Raw genomic sequence first — 12718 nt, 5'->3', positions numbered from 1 at the left:
ATGGAAGCCCTGCTCAGTCTCTGGCACAGCACCGGCTTGTATCACCTGACCTGGGGGCAGGCGGTGATGATCGGCGTCGGTCTGGTGTTGTTGTATCTGGCCATCCGCAAGAATTTCGAGCCGCTGCTACTGGTACCGATCGGTTTCGGCGGCATTCTCGCCAATATTCCGGTGGCCGGGTTGGCGGAGTCGGCGGTGAGCCAGGCACTGCATTTTGGTGACAGTGCCTTGCTGGCACAGATGACTTCCGCCCTTGGCGTCGACCCGGCAGCGGGCATGGACGCTCTGATGCGGGCCTATCACAACGCGGCGCCGGCGCTGCAGGCGCAACTGCACAACCTGGCCACCGATGCCAATTTCAGCGACGGTCTGCTGTATCTGATCTATACCGTGGGTCTTACCACCGGCGTGTTTCCGTTGCTGATTTTCATGGGCGTCGGCGCCATGACCGACTTCGGCCCGCTACTGGCCAATCCGCGCACTTTGTTGCTTGGCGCGGCCGCTCAGTTCGGGATATTCGCCGCGCTGCTCGGTGCTTTGGCGCTGAACGCGGTGGGCATGGATTTCTCTCTCGCCGATGCCGCCAGTATCGGCATCATCGGTGGCGCCGACGGCCCCACCAGTATCTACGTCACCGCCCGCCTGGCGCCGGATCTGCTTGGCGCCATCGCCGTGGCCGCCTATTCCTATATGGCCTTGGTGCCGTTGATCCAGCCGCCGGTGATCCGCCTGCTCACCACTCGCAAGGAGCGGGAAATTCGCATGGAGCAACTGCGTCCGGTGGGGCGTCTGGAAAAAATTCTGTTCCCGGTGTTGCTGTTGATCCTGGTGGCCTTGTTGTTGCCGGACGCGGCGCCGCTGTTGGGCATGTTCTGCTTCGGCAACCTGATGCGCGAGGCCGGGGTGGTCAGCCGTCTGGTGGACACCACCAGCAACGCCCTGATCAACACGGTGACCATCCTGCTGGGGCTGGCGGTGGGCGCCAAACTCAGCGCCGAGAGCTTTCTGGTGTTGGAAACCCTGGGCATCCTGCTGCTGGGGTTGGCGGCTTTCGTGATCGGCACTGCCTCCGGTGTGCTGATGGCCCGGTTGATGAACGCCGTTGGCAAAGTGCCGGTGAACCCGATCATTGGCGCCGCCGGGGTCTCCGCGGTACCCATGGCGGCGCGGGTGGCCAACCGGGTGGGGCTGGAATCCAATCCGCACAACCACCTGCTGATGCACGCCATGGGGCCCAATGTGGCCGGCGTCATCGGTTCGGCCGTGGCCGCCGGTGTGCTGCTGAACATGGTGGGCTGACATCGGTATCGGTATCCTGGGGCACCCCTATAACCACTCCGGCTGATGATGAACTCCACGTGGCTTGATGCCCTGATGCTCCGCTTTCACCGCCTGCGCTACCTGTGGGCGGTGGGCAGCTTTCTGCTCGGTCTGAGCAGCTATTTCCTGGTGGAACGCAAACCCTGGCTGGCCACCGTGCTGACGGTGATTCTGGTGACCACCTGGCTGGCGCTGCTCACCGAGGGCCTGTGGTCGCGATTTTTACGCGGCCCGGCCATGCAGAAGCTGTCCCAGGGGGCGTTGAAACTGATGCTCCAGGGGGTGCATCAGGAAGCCTTCTTCTTCACGCTGCCGTTCATTCTGCTGCAATGGTCCGGCGGCGCCGCCTATGTGCTGTTCACGGGCCTGGTGATGGCCAGCGCCCTGGTCAGCATCGTCGATCCGTTGTATTTCCGTCTGGCGGCGCACCGGGCTCTGTATTTCGGCTACCACGCCTGGGCGCTGTTCGTGGCGTTGCTGGTATTGTTGCCCCTGACCGTCAAGGTGCCCACCAATCTGGCCCTGGATGGCGCCGCCATTCTCACCGCTCTGGTCGCGCTGCCCAGCTTCTGGCGTGTGGGCGGGCCCAGACCGCTGTATCGCTGGGTAGCACTGATGCTGTTTTCTCTGGCCATTGCCAGTGTGCCGCTGTGGGGCGCCCGGCTGGTGCCGCCGCTGACCCTGTCATTGGAGCACCGGGCCATGGCGCTGACGCTCAATCGGGAGCGCCGCGAGCCGCTGGTGACCGGGACCCGCTTCGACGCTTCCGAGCTGAGTGGCGGGCTGTACGCTTATACCGCGATCCGCGCCCCGCTGGGGCTGGGCCAGCCGGTCAGCCATTACTGGTACCACGATGGCCAACTGGTGGACCGGATCGGTCTCGAGCTCACGGGTGGCCGCCAGGAAGGCTATCGTACCTGGTCCCATAAACGGCATTTCCCGGAACACGCCGAAGGCCGCTGGCGAGTGGAAGTGCGAACCGGCCGGGGGCAGGTGATCGGGGTTTTGCGTTTCGATGTGACGCGCTGATCCAGGCTTCTCAATGCGCCGACTCCGGCCTTGGAGAATACACTGGGAGATTGCTACAGGGCCGCTGTGGGAGCCAGCCTTGCTGGCGAATTCTTGTCGCCGGAGGCATCCCATTCGCCAGCAAGGCTGGCTCCCACAGCGGCTTCATAGTTCCTTCCGGGGCAATGGCTCTGCCAGAGAATCATGCCCTGAATCGGTACGCCGAATCGGCGCCGAATTGGTGCGCCCTCCCTGTTTTGGTCACGCCCTTGTCCTCCGTTTCTCTCTCCTTGCCATGCTAACTGGCTGAGCCAAAAGAAGTTTTCCTTTTGGCACAGGGTTTGCTCCTGTCTTGCCCGGAATGACAAACCAGTGGGCGTGCCGCCAACGGCGGTGGCGCGACCACGAGCAAAGGCGCTCAAGAACGTTCGGCGATATCCGCCAATCGTTCTTGGGCGCTTTTTTTTTGTTCCGAAACATAGAAGGGATATGACGCATGACGGGAATTCAACGGTGGTGCCGCCGACTGGCGATGCTGATGGGGCTGGTGGCGATGCCGGCCCTGGCCGAGACCGTGGGCTGGCCGGAGAAGGCGGAATTGAAGTTCGGCTTCATCAAACTGACCGACATGGCACCGCTGGCGGTGGCCTACGAAAAGGGCTACTTCGAGGAAGAAGGGTTGTTCGTGACGCTGGAGGCCCAGGCCAACTGGAAAGTGCTGCTGGACCGGGTCATCGACGGGCAACTGGACGGCGCCCACATGCTGGCCGGACAGCCGCTGGGCGCCACTATTGGCTATGGCACCCAGGCTCATATCATCACCGCGTTCAGCATGGATCTGAACGGCAACGGCATCACCGTTTCCAATGACGTCTGGGAAGCGATGAAAGCGTCCATTCCCGAGCAGGATGGTAAGCCGCTGCATCCGATCAAGGCGGACGCTCTGAAACCGGTGGTGGAAGCCTATCGCAAGGACGGCAAGCCGTTCCGCATGGGCATGGTGTTTCCGGTTTCCACGCACAACTACGAGTTGCGTTACTGGCTTGCCGCGGGCGGATTGAATCCGGGTTTCTATGCGCCGCACAAAGGCGATACCAGCGGCCAGTTACAGGCGGACGTTCTGCTGTCGGTAACGCCGCCGCCACAGATGCCGGCGACCCTGGAGGCGAGCACCATTCACGGTTATTGCGTCGGCGAGCCCTGGAACCAGCAGGCGGTGTTCAAGGGTATTGGCGTGCCGGTGATCACCGATTACGAAATCTGGAAAAACAATCCGGAAAAGGTGTTCGGGGTCAGCAAGGCGTGGGCGGATAAGTACCCCAACACGCATATCCGCGTGGTCAAGGCGTTGATTCGCGCCGCCAAGTGGCTGGACGAGAACGACAACGCCAATCGCGCCGAGGCGGTGAAAATCCTGGCCCGCCCCAACTATGTGGGCGCCGACGAGGAAGTGATCGCCAATTCCATGACCGGCACCTTCGAATATGAAAAGGGTGATATCAGACCGGTGCCGGACTTCAATGTGTTCTTCCGCCACAACGCCACCTATCCGTACTACTCCGATGCCATCTGGTATCTGACGCAAATGCGCCGCTGGGGACAGATCAGCGAAAGCAAACCGGACAGTTGGTATCTGCAAACGGCGAAAGAAGTGTACCGGCCCGATGTCTATGCCGCTGCCGCCAAGGCCCTGATCGATGAAGGCAAAATGGGCACCTCCGATTTCCCCGACTTCGACAGCGAAGACGGCTTCAAGCCGCCGCAAAGCGAGTTCATCGACGGCATCACCTATGACGGCCGTCACCCGAACACCTATCTGAATCAATTTCCCATTGGTTTGAAGGACGGCGACCGCCTCTGAGCGGCGAGGAGGATCCATGGTGACGATGACGCTACCGGACTGGTTGGCGCCCTATCGCGATCTGATGCGCGGCAAGGCCGGGCCGGCGCAGCAACAAGCGATGTTGCGGCAACTGGTATGGCCGCTTCTGGGTATCGCGCTGTTCCTGCTGTTATGGCATTGGGCGGCGCAGAACATTCAAACCTCGCTGGGGCAGTTTCCCGGCCCCGCCACCGTATGGGAGCAAACCCAGGCGCTCTATCAGGAGCATCGTCAAGGGCGGCAGCAGGAAGCGGCTTTCCATGAGCGTCAGGAGAAATACATCGAGACGCGGCTGGCGCAGCAACCGGACTGGCAACCGGTACGCCGGGACTATACCGGCGCGCCCACCTTTTTCGACCAGGTCGGTACCAGTCTGATTACCGTGATGAGCGGCTTTCTGCTGGCCTCGGCGCTGGCCATACCGCTGGGCATCGTGGTCGGCCTGAGCGCCGGCGTGCACGCGGCGATGAATCCGCTGATCCAGATTTTCAAACCGGTATCGCCGCTGGCCTGGCTGCCGCTGGTGACTATGGTGGTCAGCGCCGTTTACACCAGCAGTGATCCCTGGCTGGCCAAGTCGTTTCTCACTTCCATGTTCACCGTCACGCTGTGTTGTTTATGGCCCACCTTGCTGAACACCGCGGTGGGCGTGACCTCGGTGAGCAGCGATCTGACCAATGTGTCGCGGGTGTTGCGTCTTAATGCTTTCGAGCATGTGCGCCGCATTGTGTTGCCCTCGGCGCTGCCGATGATGTTCACCGGCCTGCGATTGAGTCTGGGAATCGCCTGGATGGTGCTGATCGCCGCGGAAATGCTGGCGCAGAATCCGGGCCTCGGAAAATTCGTCTGGGATGAATTCCAGAACGGCAGCTCCCAGTCACTGGGCCGCATCATGGTGGCGGTGTTGGTGATCGGGTTGATCGGTTTTCTGTTGGACCGGTTGATGCTGGCGCTGCAACGGTTTCTGGTATGGGACAAGAGCGCCGCGCAGCGCTAGGAGAAGGTATGACGGCATTATTGGAACTGTCCAACGTAGGCATGGCCTTTGATACACCGACAGGGCGTTTCGAAGCCTTGAAGGGGGTGAATCTGAAAATCGCCGCCGGTGAATTCGTGTCGCTGATCGGTCACTCCGGCTGCGGCAAATCCACCGTGCTGAACATCGTCGCCGGCTTGCTGCGCGCCACCGATGGCGGCGTGATTCTGGAGCGGCGGGAAGTCACCGAGCCTGGCCCGGAACGGGCGGTGGTGTTCCAGAATCACTCGCTGCTGCCCTGGCTCACCGCCTTTGAAAACGTGGAACTGGCGGTGCGGCAGGTGTTCCGCAAACAGAAAAGCAAAAAGGAAATGCGGGACTGGGTGGCGTATAACCTGGAGCTGGTGCACATGGCGCACGCCATGGACAAGACCCCTCAAGAGATCTCCGGCGGCATGAAGCAGCGGGTGGGCATTGCCCGGGCGCTGGCCATGCAACCGCGCGTGCTGCTCATGGATGAGCCTTTCGGCGCGCTGGACGCGCTTACCCGTGCTCATCTGCAGGATTCACTGATGGCGATTCACGCGCAACTGGGCACCACCGTGATCATGATCACCCACGATGTGGACGAGGCGGTACTGTTGTCCGATCGCATCGTGATGATGAGCAACGGCCCGTCCGCCACCATCGGCGAAGTGCTGCCAGTGGCGCTGCCACGCCCCAGGGACCGGTTGGCGTTGGCGGACGATCCCGTTTACCACCGCTGCCGGCAAAAGGTGCTGCGGTTTCTGTATGAAAAGCAAAACAAGGTCACCGCCTTGCCCAGCCGTCCGGACCCGGCGCCGCAGCAGCGGCGGCAGGCGTAATCGGCGTCATGACGGTGCGGATCAGGGCGCGGGTTTGCACCTGATCGGTGCGTTTCCCGCGCCCCCGTCCGTGCGCGGCATGAAAACCGGGCCATGACCGCTTGGCACAGCGGTTGCTACAACCGGGGGGAAGCCAACCAACATGGATGCCGACAAGCCCATGCCATTGAAGATCATGCTGGTGGACGATCAGCCGCCGCGGGCAGCGATGCTTGAGCGGGCCCTGGAAGATGAAGGGCACGTCATTCTGTGCCGCCTCACCAGCGCCGCCGGTTTGTCACAGAAAGTGATGGCGTGCAATCCGGACATGGTGATCGTCGATATGAACGCGCCGGACCGCGATACGCTGGAGAGTATGGCGCTGGTGCAGCGCGACATGCCCCGTCCCATCGTCATGTTCTGCGGGCAGGACGACGAGGACCTGATCGTCGCCGCGTTGCGCGCTGGCGTCAGCGCCTATGTGGCCGGTGAAACCGACCTGTCCCGGGTGCGCGGCGTGATGCGGGTGGCCACCGCCCGCTTCCGTGAGTACCAAGCGCTTCGAGAGGAGCTGGAGAAGACCCGGGAGGCGCTGGAGGAGCGCAAGCTGATCGAGCGCGCCAAGGGCTTGTTGATGCAACGGCGCCGCCTCAATGAGCAGGACGCCTACGCCATGCTGCGGCGGCAGGCCATGAACACCGGGCAACCGCTGATCCTGGTGGCCCGTTCGGTGTTGGATTACGCCGATCTGTTGAAAGCCCAGGGGTGACGATGAAGCAAACTCAGCATGTCCGCATTGGCTATATGCCGCTCACCGACAGCCTGCCTCTGGTGGTGGCCCAGCAAGCCGGTTATTTCGCCGATGAAGGGCTGGAGGTGGAACTGCAACCGGAGTGGAGTTGGGCCAGCCTGCGTGATCGCTTGCTGGTGGGGCAGGTGAACGCGGCGCCGATGCTGGCGCCCATGTTGTTGGGCACATCGCTCGGCCTGGGTTGCATCAAGAAGCCGCTGGCCACGGCCTTTTCCATGGGCGTCAACGGTAATGGCGTGACCGTGTCGCCGATGCTGTATCACGGTCTGTGTGCGCTGGCGTCGGGGCCCTCGCCTCAGGACATGGCGGTGGCGCTGAACAAGCTGGTGGCGGCCCGTGCCAGCGCCGGTGACGCGCCTCTGGTGCTGGCGGTGGTGTTTCCGTTTTCCTGCCACGCCTATCAATTGCGCCACTGGCTGGCGGTGGCCGGTCTTGACCCGGACCACGATGTCAAACTGGTGGTGCTGCCGCCGTCGCAAATGGTGGATCACCTGCGGTTGGGTCACATTGACGGTTTCTGCGTGGGCGAACCCTGGAACAGTCTGGCGGCGCTCACCGGCGCCGGACATTGCATTCTGTCCGGCTACCAGATCTGGGAAAACGCGCCGGAAAAAGTGCTGGCGGTGACCCGTGAATGGGCGGCGGCCCATCCGGATACCCATCGTGCTCTGCTGCGCGCGCTGTATCGGGCGGCGGCCCATGCCGATGAGCATCTGCAGGAGTGTCTCGAGTGGCTGGCTCACCCGGCCTGGCTGGGCGTGCCGGCGGAAGTGATCGGCGCGCCGTTTTCCCAGCGCCTGCCCGGCGGGCTCACCGGTCAGCCGTTCCCACGCCATCATTTTCATGTGTTTTCCGCTTACCAGGCCAATTTCCCCTGGCGCTCGGACGCGGAATTTCTGCTCGGCGAGATGCAGCGATGGCGGCAGGGCCGCATCGAAGAGAAAAGCACTTTCGCCGCGCAATGCTACCGCACGGATCTGTATCGGGACGCGGTGCGTGATCTGAGCAATCTGCCGGAGGTGGATCACAAGCCGGCGGAAAGGCACGCTGGCCAGTGGCGGCTACCCGGCGATCCCGCGCCGGTGGAGCTGGGGCCGGACCGGTTGTTGCAGGTGGAGTGAGGGGGGCCGGGTTACCCTCCATCAAGGACAGCTGAGCCGCGTTACGCTTTTGCGGGAACGCCGTGAAGCAGGGTCCCGCAAAAGCGTAACGCGGCTCAGCTTCGAGGCAATCGGCAAGCGCAGGTGTTCTTCTGGCCTTGGAAACATAAATTCGGGAGTTGCTACAACGCCGCTGTGGGAGCTTGCCTGCAAGCGAATTTGGGGCCCGAGAGTCCATTCGCTTGCAGGCAAGCTCCCACAGCGGCGTTGTAATCCTTTCTATGCCTCCGGAAGGCCTCCGTACAGCCTCGTGCCCCCGATGGAGGCACTTAGTCCCGTTAATCCAAGAGGAACCTTTTTTACGCCGTGCGCAATTGCTTGGCGGCGGCCACCATGTTGGCCAGGGCGCCCTGGGTCTCTTCCCACTTGCGGGTTTTCAGGCCGCAATCCGGATTGACCCACAGCCGTTCCTTCGGCAGCCGCTCGGCGGCTTTTTCCATCAAACCCACCATCCAGGCCACGTCCGGTTCGTTAGGGGAGTGGATGTCATACACCCCCGGACCGATGTCGTTGGGGTACTGGAAGTCGCGGAACGCATCCAGCAGCTCCATGTTGGACCGGGAGGTCTCGATGGTGATCACGTCGGCATCCAGGGCGGCGATCGCCTCGATGATGTCGTTGAACTCGGAATAGCACATGTGGGTGTGGATCTGGGTGTCATCATCGACTCCCACGGTGGCCAGGCGGAAGCAGTCCACCGCCCAGTCCAGGTAGGCTTGCCAGTCCCCCTGGCGCAGCGGCAGGCCTTCGCGCAGGGCCGGCTCGTCGATTTGAATCACCTTGATGCCGGCGCTTTCCAGATCCTGTACTTCGTCACGCAGGGCCAGGGCGATCTGCTTGCAGGTTTCCGAGCGAGGCTGATCGTCGCGCACGAAGGACCATTGCAGAATCGTCACCGGGCCGGTGAGCATACCCTTTACCGGCTTATCGGTCAGGGACTGGGCGTAGCGGGCCCATGCCACCGTCATTGGATCAGGGCGCCGCACGTCGCCGAAAATGATCGGCGGTTTCACGCAACGGGAACCGTAGCTCTGCACCCAGCCGAAGCGGGTGAAGGCGAAGCCCTCCAGCAGCTCACCGAAATACTCCACCATGTCGTTGCGTTCGGCTTCGCCGTGCACCAGCACATCCAGTTCCACTTCTTCCTGATAACGGATGCAGCGGGCGATTTCCTGCTTCATCTGTTCGGTGTAGGCGGCGTCATCGAGTTTGCCGGCTTTCCAGTCCCGGCGCGCTTCGCGGATTTCCCGGGTCTGCGGGAAAGAGCCGATGGTGGTGGTGGGGAACGCCGGCAGTTTCAGCGCGTCCTGTTGTTTGGCGATACGTTCAGCGAACGGGCTCAGACGATCACGGGAAAGGTCGCCGCTGGCGCCGATCCGCTCGGCCACCGCCGGGTTATGTATGCGGGTGGATTCAGAGCGTGCCCGCAGTGCTTTGCGTTGCGCTTGCAGGCCCGCCTCGGCGGCGGCATCGCCGTCCAGCGCGCCGCCCAGCAGGGCCAGTTCATCCAGCTTTTGTTTGGCGAAGCTGAGCCAGCTTTTCAGTTCGGTATCGAGCTTGTCTTCCTGGTCCAGGTCCACCGGGCTGTGCAGCAGGGAGCAGGAAGGCGCCAGCCACAAACGGTCGCCAAGTGCCTCCTTGAGCGGCTTCAGGGTGGCCAGAGCGGCATCCAGGTCGGTGCGCCAGATATTACGGCCGTTGATGTAGCCGAGGGAGAGCACCTTGTCACCGAGCCGGCTGATCACTTGTTCCAGATCGTCATCGCCGCGCACCCGGTCCAGGTGCAGGCCGGCCACCGGCAGTTCCAGGGCGGTGAACAGGTTGTTCTTCAGCGCGCCGAAATACGTGGCCAGCAGCAGCCGGGCAGTGCTGGCGGCGGCCAGTTGGTCATAGACCCGCAGGTAGGCGCGCTGCCAGGCGTCGGGCAGATCCAGCACCAGGATCGGTTCGTCGATCTGCACCCATTGCACGCCTTGATCCGCCAGCCGCTGCAGAATCCGGCGGTAAACCGGAATCAGATTATCCAGCAAAGCCAGCTTGGCGCTGTCGTCGGCGCCGTCGAAGTCCTCGCCCTTGCTCAGGTAGAGGTAGGTCAGCGGGCCGGGGATCACCGGTTTCGGATCGTGGCCGAGGGCCTTGGCTTCCTCGACCTGCTCGAACAGACTTTCGCGGGCGATGCGGAAGTTCTGATCGGCGGCCAGTTCCGGCACGATGTAATGGTAGTTGGTGTCGAACCACTTGGTCATTTCGCAGGCGGCCGCCGGGGTGCCGGTGGGCGCGCGGCCACGGGCCATGCGAAACAGGGTGTCCAGATCCACGTCGGCATCGGCGTCGTGGCCGAAGCGCGCCGGCACCACACCGAGCAGGCAGGAGAATTCCAGAATCTGGTCGTACCAGGCGAAGTCGCCCACTGGCAGCAGATCGATGCCGGCCTGTGCCTGCAGGGCCCAGTGCCGTTCGCGCAGACTGCGGCCAACGTGTTCCAGTTCGCTTTGCTGCAAGGTGCCGGCCCAGTAGGCTTCCTGTGCCTGTTTCAATTCCCGGCGGGCGCCGATGCGCGGGAAGCCCAGGTTGTGCAAGGTGGTCATGATCGGTCCTTTCGAATGCGGTCGGATTTCAATGGCGCTATTGTGGTGGGACTGTCTGTTGAGACAAAATCAAATATCTAATCTTTAATATGAGGATCTCTCATGTTGGAGCTGCGCCATCTGCGCACCCTGCAGGCCATCGACGACGCCGGTTCCTTGGTGGAAGCCTCGGAGCGGCTGCATGTCACTCAGTCCGCCCTGTCCCATCAGTTGAAGGATCTGGAGCACCGGCTCGGGTTGGAACTGATCGTGCGGCGCACGCGGCCGGTGCGGTTCACCACCGCCGGCAGCCGCCTGCTGGCGCTGGCCCGGCAGATCCTGCCGCTGGTGAAGAAAACCGAGACCGAATTGAAGCGGCTCTCCGCCGGTGACAGCGGCCGCCTGCACATCGCCATCGAATGCCACTCCTGCTTCCAGTGGCTGATGCCGGCGCTGGACCGGTTCCGCGAGGACTGGCCGGAAGTGGAGCTGGATCTGTCCGCCGCCTTCGGCTTCGAGCCGCTGACCGCGCTGACCCGGGGCGATCTGGACATGGTGGTGACCTCGGACCCGGTGGACGACCCGGCGGTGTGCTACCTGCCGCTGTTCCGCTACGAACTGGTGCTGGCGGTGGCGCGCGACAGTGAATGGGCGGCGCGGCGCTTTATTGAGCCCGGGGCGTTGGCGGAGCAGACCTTGATCACCTATCCGGTGGAGCGTGAACGGCTGGACGTGTTCACCGCTTTCCTTGACCCGGCCGGGGTGGCGCCGGGCTCGGTGCGCACCGCTGAGCTGACGCCGATGATGGTGCAGTTGGTGGCCGCCGGTCGTGGCGTGGCGGCGCTGCCGAACTGGGCGCTGACCGAGTATCTCGATCTGGGTTTGGTGAAAAGCGTGAGGCTGGGCGAGGAAGGGGTCTGGCGCACCCTGTATGCCGCGGTACGCCAGGGGGATCAGACGGTGCCCTTTATTCAGGACTTCATGGAGACCGCCGAGGCACTGTGCTTCAAAAACCTGTCCGGCATCCGGCGGGTCAACCTATCAGCTTGAGTCCGATGATGCCGCCGACGATGGCGGCCACGCACAGCAACCGGGCCGGTGTCGCCGGTTCCTGGAACAGCACGATACCGAGAATCACCGCGCCGGTGGCGCCGATGCCGGTCCACACCGCGTAGGCGGTGCCTACTGGCAGGGTTTTCATCGCCGTGGACAACAGCCAGAAGCTGATGGCCATGGCGGTGACGGTGAGCAAGGTCGGGAGCGGGCGGGTGAAACCTTCGGTGTATTTGAGCCCGATGGCCCAGCCGGTTTCCAGCAGACCGGCGAGGAACAGCAGATACCACGCCATGACGAGGTCCTTTTCGTGGCGGGGTCGTCCCCGGAACAGGCGGCGCTCAACGCCGCGCCCCGAGGTCGTCCTTGGGGTGTGCACCATAATAGAGCAAGGAAAAGGCAGGGAACAATGAACAGTTAAGAGTGAACAGTTAAAAAAACAGAAAGATTGCGGTATCGCAAATGGTGGTTGCGTACTCGCAAATGACGTTTCAAATTTTGTTTTCCGCGGCAAGGGACCTGCTCAGCCGTTGCACGCGGCGCTTTGCCTTTCAGTTTCGCTTGCCCCCTCTCGCGCACTATTCACTGTTCATTTTTAACTATTAACTGCTTTGTTTGTGCGGGGTTTTGCTCAGCGCGCTGTTGTAGTAGCGCGGGTCGCCGGTGACCTCGTCGCCGATCCACGGGGGCAGGGGGAAGGTCTGGTCTTCGTGGTCCAGTTCCAGTTCGGCGACGATCAGGCCCTGGTTGTCGCCGTGGAAGACATCCACTTCCCAGGTGTGGCCCTGGTGGGGAACGAGGTAGCGGGTTTTGTCGATGACACCTTCGCCGCACAGTTCGTCGAGCATGGCGCGGGCGTCCTGCGGCGGGATCGGGTATTCGAATTCGCTACGGCTGGCGCCGTGGGTTTCCCCCTTGATGGTGAGCCAGGCGCTGCCGCCCTTGATCCGCACACGCACCGTGGCCCGCTTGTCGTGGCTGAGATAGCCCTGGGTCAATCGCTCGCCGTCGAGGGCGTCGAGAAAGGCACTGTCGCGGACCAGGAATTTGCGTTCGATTTCGATGCCCATGGGCTCTCCCCGTATGCTGTTTTGTC

The 12718-nt window shown here is 62.7% G+C and carries 11 protein-coding genes; 8 read left to right on the top strand and 3 right to left on the bottom strand.

Annotated features, from left to right (window positions below; translation table 11 throughout):
• The 7 genes from MA04_RS17135 (at nucleotide 1) to MA04_RS17105 (ending at nucleotide 7963) form a co-directional block, all read left to right on the top strand.
• The gene (locus MA04_RS17135; protein ID WP_163121546.1) at nucleotides 1-1299 is read left to right on the top strand and encodes a sodium ion-translocating decarboxylase subunit beta; all 1299 of its coding nucleotides are present in this window, start codon (nucleotides 1-3) and stop codon (nucleotides 1297-1299) included.
• A gap of 45 nt (nucleotides 1300-1344) precedes the next feature.
• Entirely contained in the window at nucleotides 1345-2349 is a 1005-nt protein-coding gene (locus MA04_RS17130) for a DUF5924 family protein (protein ID WP_262461761.1), read from the top strand.
• A 511-nt stretch (nucleotides 2350-2860) separates the two neighbouring features.
• Nucleotides 2861-4189: a CmpA/NrtA family ABC transporter substrate-binding protein gene (locus tag MA04_RS17125; protein ID WP_240342646.1), complete on the top strand. Its 1329-nt coding sequence runs from the start codon at nucleotides 2861-2863 to the stop codon at nucleotides 4187-4189.
• A gap of 16 nt (nucleotides 4190-4205) precedes the next feature.
• Entirely contained in the window at nucleotides 4206-5207 is a 1002-nt protein-coding gene (locus tag MA04_RS17120; RefSeq protein ID WP_163121542.1) for an ABC transporter permease, read from the top strand.
• A gap of 8 nt (nucleotides 5208-5215) precedes the next feature.
• Nucleotides 5216-6052, top strand: coding sequence for an ABC transporter ATP-binding protein (locus MA04_RS17115; RefSeq protein ID WP_163121540.1), 837 nt, complete (start codon nucleotides 5216-5218; stop codon nucleotides 6050-6052).
• A gap of 142 nt (nucleotides 6053-6194) precedes the next feature.
• Nucleotides 6195-6800, top strand: a complete 606-nt coding sequence (locus tag MA04_RS17110) for an ANTAR domain-containing response regulator (protein ID WP_262461758.1) — start codon at nucleotides 6195-6197, stop codon at nucleotides 6798-6800.
• 2 nt (nucleotides 6801-6802) lie between these two features.
• Nucleotides 6803-7963, top strand: a complete 1161-nt coding sequence (locus MA04_RS17105) for a CmpA/NrtA family ABC transporter substrate-binding protein (protein WP_163121536.1) — start codon at nucleotides 6803-6805, stop codon at nucleotides 7961-7963.
• A gap of 338 nt (nucleotides 7964-8301) precedes the next feature.
• On the opposite strand, the gene metE is transcribed toward MA04_RS17105, so the two are convergent.
• Complete coding sequence (metE, locus tag MA04_RS17100; protein ID WP_262461756.1) at nucleotides 8302-10590, bottom strand: 5-methyltetrahydropteroyltriglutamate--homocysteine S-methyltransferase; 2289 nt, start codon at nucleotides 10588-10590, stop codon at nucleotides 8302-8304.
• A gap of 102 nt (nucleotides 10591-10692) precedes the next feature.
• Here metE and MA04_RS17095 point away from each other — a divergent pair, with 102 nt between their 5' ends.
• Nucleotides 10693-11619: a LysR family transcriptional regulator gene (locus MA04_RS17095; RefSeq protein WP_063140128.1), complete on the top strand. Its 927-nt coding sequence runs from the start codon at nucleotides 10693-10695 to the stop codon at nucleotides 11617-11619.
• Here the strand turns inward: MA04_RS17095 and sugE are convergent.
• Entirely contained in the window at nucleotides 11603-11917 is a 315-nt protein-coding gene (gene sugE, locus MA04_RS17090; protein WP_014993925.1) for a quaternary ammonium compound efflux SMR transporter SugE, read from the bottom strand. The genes MA04_RS17095 and sugE overlap by 17 nt on opposite strands.
• Before the next feature lie 307 nt (nucleotides 11918-12224).
• Nucleotides 12225-12692, bottom strand: a complete 468-nt coding sequence (locus tag MA04_RS17085; protein ID WP_163121530.1) for a CYTH domain-containing protein — start codon at nucleotides 12690-12692, stop codon at nucleotides 12225-12227.
• Nucleotides 12693-12718 lie beyond the last annotated feature (26 nt).

Source organism: Alloalcanivorax balearicus MACL04 (genome assembly GCF_025532145.1).
Lineage (GTDB): Bacteria > Pseudomonadota > Gammaproteobacteria > Pseudomonadales > Alcanivoracaceae > Alloalcanivorax > Alloalcanivorax balearicus.
This window is presented reverse-complemented; position numbering and strand designations above follow the sequence as displayed.